The sequence below is a fragment of the Nostoc sp. 'Lobaria pulmonaria (5183) cyanobiont' genome, assembly GCF_002949795.1.
Classification (GTDB): domain Bacteria; phylum Cyanobacteriota; class Cyanobacteriia; order Cyanobacteriales; family Nostocaceae; genus Nostoc.
This window is the reverse complement of the sequence record NZ_CP026692.1, coordinates 466,645-485,912: the sequence shown is the minus strand read 5'-3', so window position 1 is coordinate 485,912 and position 19,268 is coordinate 466,645. Positions and strand designations below refer to the sequence as shown.

Sequence of the window (19,268 nt, the reverse complement as noted above, 5' to 3'; positions counted from 1 at the left end):
AATTATGAATATTATGTCTCTGCCAAAACCGCTCTTGGAGGATATAGAAATACACCTGCTCTTAGAGGGTGTGTATCAGTACTATGGTTATGACTTTCGCAATTATGCTCTTTCCTCACTCAAGCGTCGTATTCAGGGCTTCATGCAATTAGAAGGGTTAGCAAATGTTTCTGCATTGCAAGAGCGGTTACTCCACAATCGTCCCTATTTAGAACGATTTTTGCTTGCTTTGACAGTGAATGTAACATCAATGTTTCGCGATCCCAGCTTTTATAATACCTTCAGAAATCAGGTTATTCCCTTCTTACAAACCTATCCGTTTATTCGCATCTGGCACGCTGGATGCTCAACTGGTGAAGAAGTCTACTCAATGGCAATTTTACTGCAAGAAGAAGGACTTTACCACCGTTGCCGCATATATGCCACTGATACGAATGAGAAGGTATTACAAAATGCCAAAAGTGGGATTTTCTCGCTGAAAATGATGCAAGAATATACTCATCTTTATCTGAAAGCAGGCGGCAAGAAGTCTTTTTCAGAATATTATACAGCAGCTTATGATAATGCTATTTTTCGGTCGTCCCTAAGAGAAAATGTTGTTTTTGCCCAGCATAATTTAGCCACTGATAGTTCTTTTAATGAGTTTAATGTGATTCTTTGTCGTAACGTCCTCATATATTTTAATCAGGTACTTCAAAAGCGGGTACATGAACTATTTTATAATAGCCTTTGCACCTTTGGTATTTTAGGTTTAGGAAGACAAGAATCTATCAGGTTCACCTCTTATGAGCAGTACTACGAAGAGTTAATTAAGGGTGAAAAAATATATAAGAAAATAGCAGGTGGGTGAAGAGAGTGCTTTGAGTAGGGAACTGAATTAGGAATTATCCTAAAATAACTAATGCCCAATGCCCCAAAAATTATAAATAAAATTGCGTAGGCGTAGCCCATTGTAGATATCGCTGTCAAAAGACAGTCTGTCAAACATTTTTTATTGTGTTCATAAGATAAATTTAGCGATCGCTTAAGGTAAATTACACATTAAAGTCTTAAAGGAGATTGTCGATGCAACTTCTCGAATGTCCTGCTGTTGCAGTCATTGCTGGAGAAAATGCGGTTCATATTTCTCAACTACCTTCTACATGGCAAGACATTGCTAGAGGAACCACGAGCGTTGGACTTTCCCAACCCCAAAGCTATGTTGAGATGGCACAGTTATTTTTGTATAAATTAGAACATGGCGATGTTGATTTATTTAGCGATCGCCCCCAACTAGCTCACCTAATACCATCATTTTCCCAGTTATTTGCACAACTAGCATGGGAAACCTTAGAGTTTTTTGGGCAAGACTTTCTCAAACACAGCTATCCGAACTTTGCAGAAATTCTCCGTGATGTGGAGTCAAAAGGAATCGATTACGCTGATGAAGTAAAAGTGGCTCGTATTGGCATAGATTTGTTCAATGAATTTGGTTATGAACTACCTGCTAGCTTTTATCACGTGCATTTAGCACCAATTTACCGCGATCATGTTTTTGAAGAACGAGCCTTGCGATATGATCGGCGCGATATTGAGCATAAACGTGCTTGGGATGCCATACTCCATGCAGGTAAGGTGTTTGCTATCCAAATGAAGGTGCAAAGTATTGCTTCTCAATATGGTTTTACTTATCAGCATGGCTGCGGTTGCAACTCTCATCTATCTTCTATTGATGTATCTCGTGGCGCGTTTGAATATGAATTGAGTCTCGACAAGCGTCAGCGATGGATTCGCAGTTTCATCTGGACTGCTTGGTACGAGTATGCCTTCTTTGCGATCGTACCTAATACAAGTTATTTGGTTTAACAATAAAGAATTCAGGAGTCAGGAGTCAGAATTCAGAATTAAATTGTGTGCGACTGGTGGATAGCGCAAGGGTAGCGAATCCGCCTACCCTTGCAGCGAACAAACCAAGCTACACGCAGGGTCTTGTAGAGAACATTTTGATTCTTACCGGAGGCGGGGTGTCTCCGGCTACACTCCTAAATTCTGACTTCTGAATTCTTCTTCAATAAGACTTATGCAAAAACTCTCTGAAACTCTTGTTCCTTTGTGTCCTTTGCGTCCTTTGCGGTTCGTTTTTTCATGATTTTGCGTAAGTCCTGTTCAAGAAATTGGTTCAAAAACCATTTGAGGAATTAACACTTCATCTTGTAATTGTCCAACACCTAAAAAGCGAGTCTCTTCTTGATAAACTCGCACTATCCCAGTAACATCAGAATTTAGAGAAACTCGCTGACCTTGACACCATTTTTGAGCAGATGTTGCTGGTAAAGTCACAGACAACAAATGTTGTAAGGCTGCATCAGGGGTAAGAGGTTGAAATGTCCCGCCTTGCAATTTAGTTTCTAAGTCGGTGAAAGTGAGACTATCTGTTAAATCGAAACCACTGCTTTGGGTACGGATCAAAGCCGCAAGAGTGCCACCAGTTTCTAAGATTGCACCTAAGTCACGAGCGATCGCTCTAATATATGTACCAGATCCACAGGCGATCGCCACATCCAATTCGGGAAAATCTCCTTCTCTCCAGTCCAAAACTTCTATCTGAAAAATTTCCACTGTCCGCACTGGAACTTCTACTATTTTCCCTTGGCGTGCTAAGTCGTAGAGACGTTTGCCATCCACTTGAATTGCACTGTAATTCGGTGGTATTTGCTCAATCTTGCCTTCAAATTGTGCCAGTGCAGTTTTAACCTCTGCCAAACTCAATCCAGCACAAGCTTGAGAAGTGATGATTTCACCTTTTAAATCATCAGTTGTAGTCCGCACACCCAGCCGAATGGTAGCCTTGTAAGCTTTGTTTTCTGGCAGATATTGCAATAATCTTGTGGCTTTACCAAGTGCGATCGGTAACACCCCAGTAGCTGCTGGATCTAAGGTTCCTGCGTGTCCCACACGTTTGAGGCGCAACAATTTTCGCACCCGCGCTACGCAGTCGTGGGAAGTCCAGTCAAATGGTTTGTTTAAGTTGAGAAAACCTTGAAGTAACACAATAGCAATAGTTTTATTTTTTTCTGTCTCAAATACTCATCTAATGCTCAAATATCTTAATTTCAGCATAAATATAAAATCATACTCGTTAATCATGCTCATAAAATGCTCGTTCGTTTAAGGTTATTGGTGGGGTGTTGTGTTATGTAGAGACGTTGCATTGGAACGTCTCTACAAGCGTTATCGATAGACAAATGATCTTATCCTAACCCTATTGATTACTGACTCAGTAACCCGATCGCCATTTCAAGATACATTTTTGCTTTATGCAAAGCTAGCAGTTTTTCTTGGGTGTACCTATCTGGGTAATTCATGATTTTTCCTTCCATCGTGATTTTGATCAGTGCAGCTTGCTCATCTGTAGGAGCATTTATCTCATCTATAGCGTTACTCAGTGCTTGCATGAAAGCAAAGGTAGGAGGTTTTAACCCTTTACCTGTCTCGAATTGAGATAATGCCATTCGAGGGAATACCATCAAAGATGTAATCCATGAGGTCTTGTACCCTTTATTCCCAGTTGGTTTGATACCGTAGCGTAAGCATAAGTCATGAAGTTCTTTGATGGTTTTGATTTCGAGTTCCGAACGTGTAAACATAGAGTTACCATTTCTCAAAAGTGGTATCGGTGAGTTACAAGTTTTCCAGACAGTACGCTCACCGAGTTAAAACTATACACCGATGGTTTCGTCGGTCTAAAGCTATATTTACATCTCTAAACAATGTCTGACCGCAAGGGTAAACCTGAAAATTTTGGTAATCCACAAAGTAAAGAACTAAATCAGCAGCTTAGTTTTCGTGTCACTAAGGAAATGAAGGATGCGGTTAAAGCTAAGGATGACCCGCCTGAATTTTGCCGTCAAGCTATTCAGAAGGCACTAGATGAGGGTGTGTAGTTAATTGTTCAATAACTTATTGAATATAGAAAAACCTTCCTACTGTGTAAGGGAGGCTGTATATTGCAAATGATTGTTTCCAAATATCATCAACGGCAATGACCAATTACCCTGAAAGTTAGATTAATTCTTGGTTGAACCTTCTTCGATGTTTTTGGGATCTGATGCTGCCAAAAATGCTGCGTTGCTCCCGCCATAACAAGGAGGCTGCCATGTATTAACTCAATTTCTGCTTTCAAATCCTTATCGTGCTTATGCCTAAACATAAACCTTCTTACTCCACCAAAACTAACAGAAGCAATTACAGGATTGTTACCTAATTCGGGTTCAGCATCAGTGTGCCAGGAAATTCCATCATTTCCATCTCGGTAAAGGTTGAGCAAAACGCTGTTAAACTTAACTTTTGCAATTTCATCAACTTTCTCTTTTACTTGTAGCAATGTAGGTGTCCAAGGTTCTGGTTCGAGATGAATACCTGAGAATGTATATGACTTGTTTCTATCTCCATACCAAGCAGTTTTTCTTGGCAAGTTTACTTCCTTACCGTAAATCTTCATCTTGTCTTGTCGCCATTTGATTTCGTTAAACAAGGTTTGAAAAAGCTCGTCGCTCTCTTGCTGATTGAAAAAATTACGATAGAAAATCACATCTGCATCTGGCATAGATAAGACTTCTTTCTCTGCACTATTCTTTGGCTCATTGATAGCAGAGTCAAACCCAGAAAATAAGTCACCTTGAATTGTATTCATAGCTGATATATTTTTTGTAAAAGCTTATTTAAAAGTTTTATAGTAAACTGTCTTTCATATTTTTTTATTTCTCTGATTTCAAATTTACTACTTTTAACATAAAAAACTTCTTTGGTAATTGCTATACTGGTATGAAATGAATCTTGAACTTTAGGAAAATTGTCGAATAAATTATAAAAAGTATCTATTCTGGAGTTTGCTTCATATCGTGACGGACTTGTGCAAATAATACGATTGTTTCCTTCAAAGCAATTAATTATTAGTTGATACAGTTTTTCTCGTTACCCACATTTTTTAATCTCTGGCTTCGTTGCCAACCCGTCTCTTAATCAATTCCCTCTCTTATCCTAAAGTTCTCTTGAGTAGACTTGAGTTATGAGCCGCTGAACTTAAGTTCTGGGCTAAATGTGGGACAGCAGGATAATTTTACTGTTACAAAAATGTAAGTAATTAGGACTTACGCACTGTACAAATTAATCATAGTATGTTTCACGAAAATAGGTCGTTTTAGCCTTTATTAATTGTTCTTTGATGATCAGTAAACCCGCGCTGTAGGGGCACAGCATTGCTGTGCCCCTACGACAGATGTGGTTTTTAAAGCCTTACATACTATGTATTTTGTGTCAATGCGTAAGTCCTAGTAATGACAAGCTTTTAAGTACGGAAATTAATTGATAACTGATAACCAAATTGCCACAAGTCAAGTAGATGATGAAGATAGTTTATTTGTTGGGTACATCTTTGGTAAGCTAACTGTAACTTTAGTTCCTTGCCCTACTTCACTTGACAAGGCAATATTGCCACCATGTAACTCGACACAAGCTTTAGCGATCGCTAGCCCTAAACCTGTACCAGGAATGGTGTCAACGTTACTTGCACGACTGAAGGATTGAAATAAATTTTCTTGATCTGCCATCGGGATACCAATTCCCCGATCTTTGATGTAAAAAATTGCTTCTGATTCTTTGCCGATCAGGTGGAATTCTACACTACCTCCATCTGGAGAGTACTTAATTGCATTGGACATTAAGTTAATAAAAATTTGCTGCAAAAGTCCGCGATCGCCCCAAAATCCATGATTATTACCAGTAATTTTAAAAATTAATTCGTGGCGCTCATTTGCTGTTTCTCGCTCTTGTTCAATGAGGTCAGAAAAAAATTCTAGTAAATCGACAGAGATTGGCTTAAGCTTGGGTTTTTCCAGTTCAAGTTGGTTAACCAGAAGCATATTATCCACGAGTTTGGACATATACCTTGCTTTCTGTTCAATGATTCCCAAGAACCTCTGTTGTTTAGACTCATCCAGTTGCTGGCTATGTTTTACCAAAGTTGATGCAGCAGCCAGAATTGAAGTTAGCGGCGTTCGATACTCATGGGAAACCGTTGCAATTATTTGGGATTTAAATAGATTGAGTTGCTTTTCTTTGGCAAGAGCTGCTTGAGTTTGGGCTAACAATTCCGCCTGTTGAATAGCAATTGCTAGTTGCACTGATACTTCATTGAGCATTTCTGCATCATCAGTTTGCCACTCTCGCTCCCCAGAATTATGGTGAGCAATCAATAAACCCCAAAGCTTGGGGGTTGGGTTCCCATTGTTGCTCAGATTAATCGGAACTACCAGATTTGCCTTAGTATTAAATTGCTCTTCTAGGTTGACACAATTACACAAGCCAAGCTCATAGATATAAGGGATTGGAGATTGTGGATTGGGCATAAGAGGCACAGGGGCACAGGGGCACAGGGGCACAGGGGAAAGACCTACTGCAACTTCCCCTTGGTCACTGAGCGACTTGCCCTCTTGGTAGTCGTTGGCGCAGCCTCTCGTAGAGAAGGGAGCCGAAGTGCTGCTCCCCTGGTTACTGAGCGCAGTCGAAGTATGCTCCCCAATCCCAGTGCCAACGCGATCGCACAATGCCACAGTACGGTATGACTCAATTGATGAGGCAACTATCTTACCATCTGTATCGGGGGCAAACTGATACACTATCACGCGTTCGCACTTCAGAAGTTGCTGTACCTCGGCTACAGCCGTATTCAAAATTTGCTCTAGATTAAGAGACTGGCGAATTCGTAAAGCAGTTGTGGCAATTAGGCGTTGTCGCTCTTGAGTTTTGATCAGTTGGGCTTGCAAGCACGATTGCTTGATGGCGTTGCGGACTGCTAGTTGCAGCACATCCTGTGTCAAATGTTGCTTGACTAAATAATCTAAAGCACCCCGTTTCATTACCTGCACAGCGATTTCTTCATCGCCGCGCCCTGTCAACATAATCACGGGGACAGAAGTCTTAAATATCTCCTGCTGTATGCGATCGAAAAGTTCTAACCCACTCATATCAGGTAGGCAAAAATCCAGCAGTATGACATCACAGCGTTCTTTTTGGCACAAAGCAAGTCCTTCTTCTGCACAGTCTGCCTCCAAAATCTTGTAGGACTGATGCCGATCTTTCAAAAGATATCGACGATAGATTTTCCGATCTGCGGCACAATCATCGATGATAAGTAGCGTCCATGTGTCCAACATAAGGTTATGAGGATCAGTGAGCGATGTAGATCCCTTTTATCCAGATTGTGTTTTTATTGCATAATTCTAAAACTAATATAAAAGTAGTATAAATAAATAAATAAATAAAATCTAAATTCTTTAGTGATTTTAAAGCAATACAAGCAGTTGAACACAGTCGGAAAAACAGAACGATCAGAAAACTCATCTACAACAGATAAGTAGACACAGTGACTCAAAGAGGAAAATATGGCTGTGCCCTGTGAGCCGTCTTTCTTGTTGTCCTTTTGTCCCTACTGCTTCATCAATAGAAAATAAATAAACAAATTAATCGAAGACTGGCGGTGTATTGGCTTCAAGCCAGTAGTCCACAAACGCCTGGATCGTCTTTTTTAGTTCCTGAGCATCCATCGGTTTTACCAGATATCCATTTGCGCCCTTTTGGTAGCACAATTCAATATCCTTGGGGTTAGATGATGTGGTAAAAACAACGATGGGGATTCCCTTGAAACTCTTGTCTTGCTTGAGCCGATCTAAAATGTCACGGCCATCAATACCTGGCAAATTGAGATCGAGCAAGATTACAGAGGGTCGTAATGCTACTTTAGAATTGGGTAGGTCTTTGTCTTGAGCGTAGGCATTGTTTCCCTGTTGAGAAAGGAACTCTAAAACCTCATCTCCATTAGTACAACGGTGTATGGGGTTCTGGACGGACATACGCTGCATCAGACGTTGTAGCATCCGAAAATCTTCATTGCTGTCCTCAACAACGAGCAGCGGTTCATGAAGTTTTTTTGTCATTCGTGGTCTTAAAAGAACTTAACAAAAATATATATTTAGTCATTATCTTAAACTATTGCAGCGTAAAATAGAACATCGAGCCAATGCCTACGTTAGATTCAACCCAAATTTGACCGTTATGAAGCTCAACAATCTTCTTAACAATAGCTAGTCCCGCACCTGCTCCTCCACCGTATTTTTCCTGAGAGTGGAGCCGCTTAAATAATCTAAAGATGATTTTTAGGTGATGCTCTGGAATTCCAATACCGTTATCGCGTATATAAAAGATTGGGCATGGGGCATGGGTTATTCCTCTTGTCTCCCCCTGCCCCTCTGCTCCCCCGGTCAGCGTTAGGGGTTCCTGCCATAGACCTCTGCCCCCCCGGTCAGCGTTAGGGGTTCCTGCCATAGACCTCTGCCCCTCTGCCTCTTCTTGAGAAAAGTAGCCAATCTCAACCCATTTTTCCGCCTTATCGTTGTATTTGAACGCATTCCCAAGCAGATTACTGAAGACTTCATTAACGAGAACTCGGTCGCATAAAACTGTTGGTAAAGGCCGAGGAATGCGAATATCCACAAGCTCAGAGTCTTGGCGACTAGCACGAAAAACGTCAATTACTTGGTTGAGTAATTCGTTGAGGTCAGTTGCTTGCAAACGCAGTTGTGCTTGTCCTAACTGCGATAACCGCAGCAGAGCATTAATCAGAGTTTCCATGCGTACAGACAAGGCGACTACTGTTTGCAAGCACTCAATTCCCTCATCATCTAATACTTGGGCATAGTCTTCTAGCAGCACTGTCGAGAAGTTATAAATGCCCCGCAAAGGTTCCTTGAGGTCATGGGAAGCGGCGTAGGCAAAGGATGCTAGTTCTTGGTTGCTGCGCTCTAACTCCAGGTTGATTTTAGCTAATTCATCCGCTTTCGAGAGTACAATACCAACGATCGCATTATTCAAAGCGATCGCACTGTCAAGTTCACAAGGTTTCCAGGGTAGAGAAGTTAATCTAACCGTTTCTTGCCATTGTTCAAAGGATTTTCGTACAGACAGGGTAAAGCTACCATCTGCCTGTGCTTGCATGGATTTTTGTGGATTTCCTGCCCAGTGTACTGTTTGGATAACTTCGGGGCGAAACCAAAGGATGTAATAGCGCCGGACTTTAGAAATCCGCAGTAGCAACAAGCCACTAGCAGTATCTTTAAATATCAGCGCCTCTTGGTAAAGCTTCGGCAGAGAATCAGTAGAAAACAGGTTGTCACTAACTTGAGTATCCGCCCATTCAATCAGCGCCCTAACTTCATCAATATTCGGTGTTGTCCCCACAAGGTTAATTTCATTATCTAGACAAACCGCCGCTCCTGAAGCACTAACAAGATCCAACAAGCGGATTTCCGGTTTGATTAGGGCATCGATAAAATTGTCGGCTTGGGAAATAGATTCTAGAAAATCAGACTGTAGCGATTTGAGCTTTACTTTATAATCCCATTCCGAGTAACTGATTTTGTGCGCTAACTCTGAAGACGCAATCTGTCCCAAAAATTCGCACATCTTGCGGACTTCGTAAGAAATATACTTTGGTGTTTGATGGTGACAGGATATTAATCCCCAAAGCTTCTGCTCTTGAATAAGTGAAATCACCAAAAGAGCTTTTACTCCCATATTTTGATGATATTCAGTACAACACCAATCAAAACTCCGTAGCAGACAGTAGCTTAAGTCAAGATGCTGATGTGTTGTCGGATTTTCCGTTGGAACTAGTTTGACAGGTTCGGCAGTCAAATCGGGGAGAAATCTCAAAAAGCAGCGCGTGTATAACTCCCTAGCCTGCGCTGGAATATCTGTAGCGGGATAGTGGAGTCCTAAATAAGGTGATAAATCTTCCCGTTTAACTTCTGCAACAACAGAACCCGCTTCTGACTGGTCAAATTGATAGACCATCACCCGATCAAAACCGATGATTTTTTGGATTTCTTCAGCGACCAGATGCAAAAATTCTCCCAGATTAGATGTGCTTTGCATTTTTGCGATCGCTTCACTCGCCAAACTATGAAAGTTTAAGAAACTCACCTCAGATTCCGAGTCAGTTGGTTCTAGCTCCAGAATCACAGCTTCTTCTGTACGATGAGCAATAGCATCAAAGTATATTTCCCCATATAAAGTATGTATTAGTACTTTAAAAGCATTAGCACTGCCAATCTTTTTTACTAAGCACTGCTTGACAATTTCCACTTGCTGAGGGTCAAGTAAATAGCTCAAAGGTTGACTGAGCAAATCTTCTGGAGCTTTGCCCAAATACACTTGGGTATTGTTGCTAACTTGCAGTATCTCTAGCTGAGTACTGAGTGCCAGGAGAACGCCATGAGGTTGAATAGAGCCAGGTATGTGAATAGGTTTGCGATCGTGGTTAGTCAGGGCATTAGCTTGGGCTGTAGTATATTCAGGCTGGCTCATAACTGAACTTATGTAAAGCTGACTTTTACAATAGCGCAATTAAATGTCACATTTCTTTAAAGTATATGTCGAGAAGTATGAATGCGATCGTATATATCTGTGCTGGTTACAGTTTTTACAGTAATTAAGCCAAGTGCAAATAATTAGAACATGGTGTAATTAGGTGGCAAGGCTTCCGTAACATAGCGAAAATACAAATTATGGTATATTCAAAGTAGATACGTAAAATAGTCTAAAATAGGCGTGTCAAGCTTTGAAAGTTTTATGTTTGGGTGTGAAATTGTCTAAGAAAGCATTTATTTTGAGGTACTTATGACTATAGTTGTTGCTAAGTGGGGAAACAGCCTAGCTATTCGACTTCCGAAAGCTTTGGCTGAACAAGTTAATGTCAAAGAGGGGACAGACATAACTTTCAGCATTTCAGGCAATAGTATTGTCATCACGCCGCAGCAGCGAAAAAAATATACGCTTGATGAATTATTGGAAGGTATGACTCCAGATAATTTCCATTCTGAAATAGATACTGGATCTGCTGTGGGGAATGAAGTTTGGTAGTTAAACCATACATTCCAGATAGAGGTGATATTGTCAAGTTGGACTGCGGAACTACAAAGCAAATTACGGCTGATTCGATCCGACGTGTATTAGCCCTGAGAACATCAGGAATGTCATTTGAAGATATTGCTGAAACACTTAATGCTGAACTAAAACCTCAAGGGCGTGAGCAGATGGGCTATCGTCCTTTTTTAGTTATGTCGCCATTAAAATATAATCGAATGGCTTCTATAGTTCTAATTTGTCCAATTACTAATCAAAAAAAAGGTCTTAACTTTGAGGTTCCGCTTCCTGACGGAATAATAACCAGTGGCGTGGTGCTAGCCGATCAGATCAAATCACTAGACTGGAAAGTTAGAAAGGTTTTGTTTGTCGAGAAAGTTGAACAAGAGCTAATTGAAGAAATCCAAGCAAAAATTGAGCCTCTAATTTTATAAAGACGCAAATAAACTTATACAGACGTAATTAATTACGTCCGTACAAATCAAATAAAAATCATCACATGCAGCAATGCAACACCAATATCCAACATCCAAAATCCGAAGCTGACTATGGTGTTGGGAACTTTTTTTTTACGAGTTTGGCTCCTTTAATATCCAATAATTGCGCTAATTCGGTTGTATTCAATGACTTGACGAGACTCAAACCAAGAGACTTACTAGAAATGCTTTGAGTGTAGGCGGCGTTCAAGTACGGTGTGTATTGCGGCTTTCCTGAAATGTATGTTTGGAAGAAAGGTAAACTTAAAACATTCATATAACGACGTGCTTGAGAAGCATCGCCAATCATATCGGCAGGTAATGCTACTTGTTGATTTGCAGGGTTTGCATTGCCAATGATGGAAAAGTGTGTGCCACCAACAAGCATGACGAGATACTTTTGGGAATTTGCCAACCAGGAGAAAGGTAAAATTTGCTCGGATAAAGCTGGTGCAACTGTATCATCACTACTGCTGACAATCATCACTGGAGTTTTAATTTGACTTAAACCAGCTTTGCCGAAAATCGAACTAGTAATGGGATTAACTGCGATCGCAGCTTTCACTCTCTCATCCCGCAGGTTATAATCTTTGCCAGACTTGCTAATGCTCAATTCTAAAGCGCGACACTGGAGCAGTAAAGACATATTCCAGGTTTTTTGCAGTGCTGCTGGTTGACAGTCTTGTTTTAGCTGCTGAAAGTTAATTTTAGCGCCTGCCAAGGCCAAGGCTGTGTAGCCTCCCAAAGATTGACCAAATACTCCAACTTGTTGCAGATTTAAGCGACCTTTAAATCGTGAATCAGATTGATTGCCTTTTTGCAATTGATTCAGTATATATGTTATGTCCATTGGTCGGTCTTGAAATTCGCTTGGTTCTGCTACTTCAATGGCGCGTCCTTTTAACAGAGAATGCAATTGTTTCGCATCGCTACCAGGATGATTGGGAACAACGACAGCAAATCCGTAAGAAGCTAGATGAGTAGCTAAATATTGAAAGTTACTGCTGTCTAAACCCAAGCCGTGAGAAATTACAATTACCGGTGCAGTTTTCTGGACATTGGGAATGTAAACATCAGTCAATAAAAGCCGATTGCGGGTTGAGTCGAAAAAGTTCAGGGTGTATTTTTGCGACTTAAATTTTCCCGGAACCTTTAAATCGGGCAATTGCGAGAAATTTGGTTGGGAAATGCTATCAGCTTCTATTTTAGACTTTTGGGAAACAGCTGCGATCGCCCGATGGGTTTGGTTAACAAGTCCCTCTAATTCCGTACCTATTTCCAAAGTCTCGGCGACATCAAGGCGAATGCTGCTGGTGGGATATTTACGCAACACATTTAAAAGTGTCAAGCCTCCCGATTCACCAGAGGCTAAAATTAGCGCCGAACGCAAAGTACCCAATTCTGGTTCTGGTTGACTAGTTTTAATCACTTGCGCCAACCGATGCAGCAAAAATTCTCCTTGCGGTGTGTAGAGAAGTTGCGAAACTACTACCGGACTAACTTTCACACGATTAAGTAAAATCCGCCGCAATTCTTGAAGCTGTTCTAAAGGCAGATATTGCTGATAGGCTGCTAAGTCTTCGTTAATTACACCTGTTTTGGCGTAGTTCTCTAAAGTCGTGACTGAAATCGAAAGCTCCAAAGCTGAATAAGATGCATAAATCCGCTCTGCTGCCAAGACGGAATTACTAATTCCAAATGTTGGCAGCACCATTGAAAGAACCAGCAATAAAGAATTTTTTCTGAGGGTGCTGGCCCAATTACCAAACAAACTATTCATCGCTCAACTATTTCGGTGGTCTGGTTTTATCGGGTGTTGGCTTTGGTAGTTATTCGGGCGCCCTGCTTAATTTACTTAAAGTTATTAGCCTCAATTTTATCAAAACAGAATTTAGGAGTCAGGAGTTATAAATCAGGATAAATTATGTATGAATTGCGAATGTAGCTTGCTTATAATGATGGGTTTGAAATCCCTACTAAATCTTAGTTTTGGTAGTTTTAAAAAGTAGTAATTCCTAATTCCCTAGTAATGTATTCTGACTCCTAAATTCAGATTTTTGAATTCTTATTCAAGGATATTTCGGCTAGAAAGTCAACAATTAAATACTACAAAATCACGCAGATGGATAAAGTATCTGGCTGACTTCAGTAGTTTGCCTTCACTATTAAATCATAACAAATAAAAAATAGTCTGCCTCAGTATTTATGTTGTAGCTTTGAATATTGCACAAAATCACTAGCTGAAAAATCTAGTAAAAATCTGGAAAAACATTGCAATTAATCAGCTTTTTCCCAAGGCGATCGCTACTGAACCTGTAACTACTAAACCCGCTCCAAATATTGCTATGAGGGTGAAGTGTTCTGGTGGTGTCCAAGAAGGTGCAATAACTGATACAACCGCGACTGATATTAATGTCACAATGGGAGCTAAAGCTATTACTGCACTTACTCGTGATGCTTCCCAATGTTGTAATGATTCAGAAAAAGCACCGTAAGCGATAAAGGTATTTAAGGCACAAAAAATCAACATTCCTAAATGGAAAGTATCAAGTATAAAAAGTGATTTAATTTTAGCTAGAGGAGTGAATAATAAAGCACAGCCTCCATAAATGATCAACATGATGCTGGTGGAAGATAAAGATTGTAATAACTGCTTTTGTGCCAAAGCATAAATAGCCCAAGCTGTCGATCCTAGCGCGATTAAAACACTACCTAGTATATATGTGCCATGTGCTGTAATTAAATTCGTTAGTTGTTCGTGGAAAAATAAAAGATAACCGCAAATCATTACACTAACGCCAATCCATTGAGACAGCCGATAACGTTCTTTAAAAATTACTAACCCTCCGAAACCTAATAAAAGGGTAGATAATTGAATGAGAACTTCAGCATTAGCAGGCGATGTTAATGCTAAACCTTGGGTAAATGAAAAGTAATTAATCCCTAAGAATATTGTGGCGATCGCTAATAATTTTCCAGAAGCAGAGCGCAGTTGTCCTAATTTTGGTAATTTGCCGCGTATCCCTAAATACATAGCAAGCAGTATAAATGATACCAAAAAGCGAAACCAAATAACGGTATAGACATCAAGTACTTGCAGAGTTACTGCTAGGGCAATAGGTAAAATTCCCCACAATAAGACCGTCAATAGCGATAACGCTAGCCCTAAGCGCCACCGACCAGAACTTTGATGTAGTAACATTTAAATCTCCTACACAAAGTAGGGCTAATAATAAGTTTGAGATATACCTAACTGATTTTATCAAACTCTTGTTGAGAAAATATATTAATAGCTTAGTTGATGCAAATTCAATATAAAATAATCTACTGATCCAACTTAATTTATTATTCGTAGCCGAAAGAGGGTGTTTTTTTTGTTCACGTAAAATTCGTAATTTATGTGCTTATTTTACATGAATCTTAAATTTCAAACTTCCTCGTAAATGTATACTTTATCTCGGTGTTACTTTATAAAACAACTATGGGGATTATACCCATAATCAGCTTAGTAATCTTGACCACTGCCTTATCAAGTTGCTTACTGCTGACCTCAAGAGGTCGATTTTTGCTCAAATCTTTGGTGACAAAAATAAAGCGGCAAGAGTGGAGATTCAGATATGGCAAGCCCAACTACTTGAGATCGAGATTTTCAAGGACTATAACAATTGCTGCCATTATTCTGGTAGCAGTAATAGCCGGAAATACTGTATCAGCAGAGGTTACAGGCCCGTCTCCAGTTTCGCTCAAGAGCGTATCGGTTCCAGAACCTGACAATCTTGGAGACTTCGTAAAAGACAAAACAGCTGCAATCAAGTTAGGAAAGACTCTTTTTTGGGATATGCAGGTTGGGAGCGATGGAAAGACCTCCTGTGCGAGTTGTCACTTCCATGCTGGAGCCGACAACAGATCCAAAAATCAGATCGCTCCTGGGCTTTTGCGGGTCAACGCCGATGGTACAGAGAATCCAGATTCAGTTTTTAATATCGGCGGGCTACCAAACTATCAGCTCAAACCAGAAGATTTTCCCTTCCACAAGCTGTCAAACCCAAATGATCCTACGACTATTGTATCTGACAGTAACGATGTCACTTCTTCTCAGGGGATCTTCAATACGAAGTTTGTGGATGTCACACCTGGTAATGCAGAAGACAAAGTTACAAACGAGCCAGATCCGGTGTTTCACGTGGGAAGTATCAATGTGCGACGCGTCGAGCCGCGTAACACGCCAACCGTGATTAATGCCGCATTCAACTTCCGTAACTTTTGGGATGGAAGGGCACAAAACATCTTTAATGGGGTGAATCCCTTCGGTTTAAGAGATCCTAATGCCGCTATCGCCAAGGCTGTAAACCCAATTAGTAATCTAGAATTTGTGAAAGTCAGCCTGAAGAACTCGTCTTTGGCATCCCAAGCAGTTGGGCCGCCACTTAGTTCCTTTGAGTCGTCCGCAGATGGTCGCACTTTTCAAGAAATTGGTGATAAGTTCGGGCGAATTGACATAAGATCCCTCAGCGTTAGTAAGGGTAAAAAGCTCCCTCGAAAACTTGCGAAAAAGTTATTACCTCTTAGACCACTAGATAAACAGCTTGTTCATCCACAAGACAGCGTTTTAGGTGAATATAGTAGATCGCCTAAACCTGGACTTAGAGATAGAACCTACACTCTAATGATTCAAGATGCCTTCAAGCCTGAGTGGTGGAAGTCTAATCAACTCATCCAAATTGACGCTGACGGTAAACGCACTGTCATCAAGAAACTTGATCGCTCCTTGGAGACTAATGAGTACACATTGCTAGAGTACAACTTCTCGCTATTCTTTGGGCTGGCAATTCAGTTGTACGAGTCTACACTCATTGCCAATGATACGCCCTACGATCGCTTTTTGGAAGGAAACACCAGCGCTCTAACCGCGCAGCAACAACAAGGGAAAGGACTGTTTGAGGGCAAAGCACTGTGTATTGCTTGCCACACTGGAGTAGAATTAACAGCGGCTTCAGTAAGCAGCGTGGCTAAAGACGGACGAATCAAACGTGCGCCGTTCGGGACAAAATCCCCTGAAGATACTGGTTTCTTCAATATCGGTGTCAGACCGCCCACAGACGACCCCGGCTTGGGTGGTAATGACGGTGTGCAGAATAACAGTCAACGTTATCCGCTTTCAGAGGCACGATTGGCTCAGTTGGGCAAATTTAAGGATCTCCTTGGCGAAAACCCCCCAACCCTTAATCCACCGTTGAATTCCAGTGAAACTGTGTTTGCAAAAGGAGCTTTCAAAGCACCTGGACTTCGCAATGTGGAACTCACTGCTCCCTACTTCCACAATGGAGGTCAGGCGACTCTAGAGCAATTGATTGATTTTTACAATCGGGGTGGTGATTTTGGAGTACTTCCGCCGCTAAATCTCTCACCAGAAGAAAAACAGCAATTGGTCGCCTTTTTAAAAGGGCTGACTGATGACCGAGTTCGGTATGATAAAGCGCCCTTTGACCATCCACAATTGTTTATCCCTGATGGACATGTGGGTAACTCTAATAACGTTGTCAATGACGGCACTGGTAAAGCTAAAGATGACACAGTGGAAATTCCTGCTGTTGGTAGGAATGGTAATAGTGGTACACCAAATTTCCTGAGTTAATCTCATTTCACGACGAAATACCTGAATACAGATAGATATGTAGGGATGTACAGATGTACGTCCCTATTTTTGCGATTTGGTGCAATAGTGGTGGTAGTTTGTCCGATTTAAATATGATCAGTTTGTAGTCAGCACAAAGCGTGCTTAAAAATCCAGGACTAAAGTCCTTACTACGAACTTATTCACCCGCCAAAGTTGATCTGGTGGACTAGACGATCGCTTGACTAACGAGTGCGTAGGCGTAGCCCGCCGGAGGCATCGCCAAGTATCGGTTGTATATTGCTAATTTTGGTATTGTCTAGGTAATTATAGACTCTTCTGGAAACTTCACGGACAAAATCTCCAGCTTTGGGATCGTAGTTTGGTCTTTGCACCAAAACACCTGCTAAATAGCTTTTGCCATTGGGCATTTGAATAATACCCGCATCACCAATGATAAATCTCAACGTACCAGTTTTGTGGGCGATGGTAGCTCCTTGTCCGATACCAGCTGGTAGTAAACTATTGGTTTTGACATGGCGCATAATGCCTAAAACTTGATTGCGGCTAGTTGGGGATAACAAACGATTATTAGAAACTAACGCCGCCAATCTGACCAAATCTTTAGAACTAGTTGTATTTGTGCCAGCGATGTCTGGAAGTAGATTCCGAAGTGCTGTATTTTGCAATCCCCAGCTCCGAAAACGCTGACTAACTTTTGCAGCACCACCCAAGCGATCGAGAACTAGATTTGTGGCGGTATTATCGCTGATTGTCATCATCAAGGTAGCAGTTTCCAGGACACTAAATTTAGTGCCGATAGGTTTGTATTGCATAATTCCAGATTCACCAACCTTTAAATCGCGCCGCATCACTAATTTATCGGTGAGTTTAATTCTACCTGCATCTATTTCTTGGAAAAGAGCCACTAATAAGGGAAATTTGATTGTACTAGCAGCAGCAAATCTTTTTTCGCCATTAATATCTATATAGTTTCCTGTATCTAAATCCAAGAAAAATATTCCTGGATTCAATGTTTTATAACTTGCTAACAAACTGCGAATCTGAGAAGTGATACCAACCATTTCTTGACCAAGATTCACAACTCCAGCAAATGTCGATGCATCTGTGGATTTGATGGCAATATCTTCTCTGTTTTCTCCCACAATGGGATTACTTTGGCGGTTAAATGAATTGAATTTGAAAATCCAATGAGAACGGGAATCTCCTTTAATTGATATATTTTGGGGAGTAACATCATAACCAGGAGCTAACTCGACGACAAAACGAGTGGTTTGAGAGTCTGGTTTGCCGAGGCGAATTTCTTTCACCGCCTTACCAAAACTTTGTTTGACAGTATCAGAATTAAAATTAGTTCCAGGTAAGTCAATCACCAATCGATTAGGATTATCTAATAAAAAGGCTTTTGGTTCTATTCCCGAAGTGGTAGTTAAGTCTAATTGATTTTGGCTAGAATCATAGTACCAAGACTGTAATTGTGACGCTTTAGCTTGTCCTGCAACTAGAACCAAACTACTTAAACCAATCGCCAGTAGATGTGATTTCATTTTGTGAATGTGGGTGTGCAAGTAAGGATCGACTAATCAGGTTTACTTAGATTGTTTTCTGATGACTGTGCTGAACTTCCGGAGAAAAAGTCATAAATCTCGGTGAGTTATTTTTTGAGATGAGTTTTGAGATTAGATAAGCACGATAAATCATCATTACTTATTAAAAGTAAATCGCTGACAGTTTTATTTATGGTGTGAGTTGACAACAATAGAAATTGTTAATCTAGCGGAAGGACGAGCGAAGGATTAATTATGTTTCCAACTTATGTTTTGTAGAGAGAGAAAGTAAAGCCCATTCACTAAAACCCTAATACATATAGATTTCGCGTAGGGGCTGATATTGAGTTCATTCACTTACGGTTACTCACCGCGTCATCCCACCCCGGTTTTGTCTAAAGCCCAATAACCGCCCCTCCCCGATGCCTTGGGGCTACGGTGTACACACAAGTCGGAAACAGCTGATTAACCAGGGTTTTTCCCCACCCTAACCCTCCCCGATGCATTGGTGAGGAAACTAGATTTCCGGCTTCCACCCAATGCATCGGGGGGATTGAGGGGGGTAATTTAACTGTGTGTACACCGTAGTCTAAAAGGAGAGAGGCTTTGAGGCTTACTCCCCTTCCCTCTCTTCTTTACGAGACGCTGCGC

15 protein-coding genes are annotated in these 19,268 nt (G+C 40.9%); 6 read left to right on the top strand and 9 right to left on the bottom strand.

The genetic code is table 11. The annotated features are described in order from the left end of the window. Positions 1–13: 13 nt before the first annotated feature. Together NLP_RS02005 and NLP_RS02000 are read left to right on the top strand one after the other, a co-directional pair. Positions 14–850 carry a CheR family methyltransferase gene (locus tag NLP_RS02005; RefSeq protein ID WP_104904923.1) on the top strand — a complete coding sequence of 279 codons (837 nt, stop codon included), beginning with the start codon at positions 14–16 and terminating at the stop codon, positions 848–850. Positions 851–1,065: 215 nt separating this feature from the next. After that, on the top strand, positions 1,066–1,845 hold the full coding sequence (locus tag NLP_RS02000) for a hypothetical protein (RefSeq protein ID WP_104904922.1): 780 nt from the start codon (positions 1,066–1,068) through the stop codon (positions 1,843–1,845). A gap of 300 nt (positions 1,846–2,145) precedes the next feature. On the opposite strand, the gene truB is transcribed toward NLP_RS02000, so the two are convergent. Together truB and NLP_RS01990 are read right to left on the bottom strand one after the other, a co-directional pair. Beyond that, positions 2,146–3,030 (bottom strand): tRNA pseudouridine(55) synthase TruB, encoded by an 885-nt coding sequence (gene truB, locus NLP_RS01995; protein WP_104904921.1) that lies wholly within the window; start codon positions 3,028–3,030, stop codon positions 2,146–2,148. Positions 3,031–3,248: 218 nt separating this feature from the next. After that, the gene (locus NLP_RS01990) at positions 3,249–3,626 is read right to left on the bottom strand and encodes a hypothetical protein (RefSeq protein WP_104904920.1); all 378 of its coding nucleotides are present in this window, start codon (positions 3,624–3,626) and stop codon (positions 3,249–3,251) included. A gap of 123 nt (positions 3,627–3,749) precedes the next feature. On the opposite strand from NLP_RS01990, the gene NLP_RS33970 reads away from it, so the two are divergent. Then, positions 3,750–3,923, top strand: coding sequence for a hypothetical protein (locus NLP_RS33970; RefSeq protein ID WP_199784740.1), 174 nt, complete (start codon positions 3,750–3,752; stop codon positions 3,921–3,923). A gap of 89 nt (positions 3,924–4,012) precedes the next feature. On the opposite strand, the gene NLP_RS01985 is transcribed toward NLP_RS33970, so the two are convergent. The 4 genes from NLP_RS01985 to NLP_RS01970 form a co-directional block, all read right to left on the bottom strand. Beyond that, complete coding sequence (locus NLP_RS01985; protein WP_104904919.1) at positions 4,013–4,672, bottom strand: alpha-ketoglutarate-dependent dioxygenase AlkB family protein; 660 nt, start codon at positions 4,670–4,672, stop codon at positions 4,013–4,015. Between the two features lie 700 nt (positions 4,673–5,372). After that, positions 5,373–7,193, bottom strand: coding sequence for an ATP-binding protein (locus NLP_RS01980; RefSeq protein ID WP_104904918.1), 1,821 nt, complete (start codon positions 7,191–7,193; stop codon positions 5,373–5,375). Positions 7,194–7,499: 306 nt separating this feature from the next. Further along, on the bottom strand, positions 7,500–7,973 hold the full coding sequence (locus NLP_RS01975) for a response regulator (RefSeq protein ID WP_104904917.1): 474 nt from the start codon (positions 7,971–7,973) through the stop codon (positions 7,500–7,502). A gap of 52 nt (positions 7,974–8,025) precedes the next feature. Continuing rightward, the gene (locus NLP_RS01970) at positions 8,026–10,401 is read right to left on the bottom strand and encodes an ATP-binding protein (RefSeq protein WP_104904916.1); all 2,376 of its coding nucleotides are present in this window, start codon (positions 10,399–10,401) and stop codon (positions 8,026–8,028) included. 312 nt (positions 10,402–10,713) lie between these two features. On the opposite strand from NLP_RS01970, the gene NLP_RS01965 reads away from it, so the two are divergent. Next, positions 10,714–10,956 carry an AbrB/MazE/SpoVT family DNA-binding domain-containing protein gene (locus NLP_RS01965; RefSeq protein ID WP_104904915.1) on the top strand — a complete coding sequence of 81 codons (243 nt, stop codon included), beginning with the start codon at positions 10,714–10,716 and terminating at the stop codon, positions 10,954–10,956. Then, positions 10,950–11,393, top strand: a complete 444-nt coding sequence (locus tag NLP_RS01960) for a type II toxin-antitoxin system PemK/MazF family toxin (protein ID WP_104904914.1) — start codon at positions 10,950–10,952, stop codon at positions 11,391–11,393. The genes NLP_RS01965 and NLP_RS01960 overlap by 7 nt, the downstream gene beginning before the upstream one ends. A 112-nt stretch (positions 11,394–11,505) precedes the next feature. On the opposite strand, the gene NLP_RS01955 is transcribed toward NLP_RS01960, so the two are convergent. Together NLP_RS01955 and NLP_RS01950 are read right to left on the bottom strand one after the other, a co-directional pair. Next, positions 11,506–13,215, bottom strand: a complete 1,710-nt coding sequence (locus NLP_RS01955; RefSeq protein WP_104904913.1) for an alpha/beta hydrolase — start codon at positions 13,213–13,215, stop codon at positions 11,506–11,508. Between the two features lie 501 nt (positions 13,216–13,716). Then, entirely contained in the window at positions 13,717–14,637 is a 921-nt protein-coding gene (locus NLP_RS01950; protein WP_104904912.1) for a DMT family transporter, read from the bottom strand. A gap of 279 nt (positions 14,638–14,916) precedes the next feature. Here NLP_RS01950 and NLP_RS01945 point away from each other — a divergent pair, with 279 nt between their 5' ends. Further along, a complete protein-coding gene (locus tag NLP_RS01945; protein WP_104904911.1) occupies positions 14,917–17,070 on the top strand; it encodes a cytochrome-c peroxidase in 2,154 nt (717 codons plus the stop codon). A gap of 224 nt (positions 17,071–17,294) precedes the next feature. Here the strand turns inward: NLP_RS01945 and NLP_RS01940 are convergent, their stop codons facing one another. Next, positions 17,295–18,617, bottom strand: a complete 1,323-nt coding sequence (locus NLP_RS01940; RefSeq protein WP_104904910.1) for a serine hydrolase — start codon at positions 18,615–18,617, stop codon at positions 17,295–17,297. Positions 18,618–19,268 lie beyond the last annotated feature (651 nt).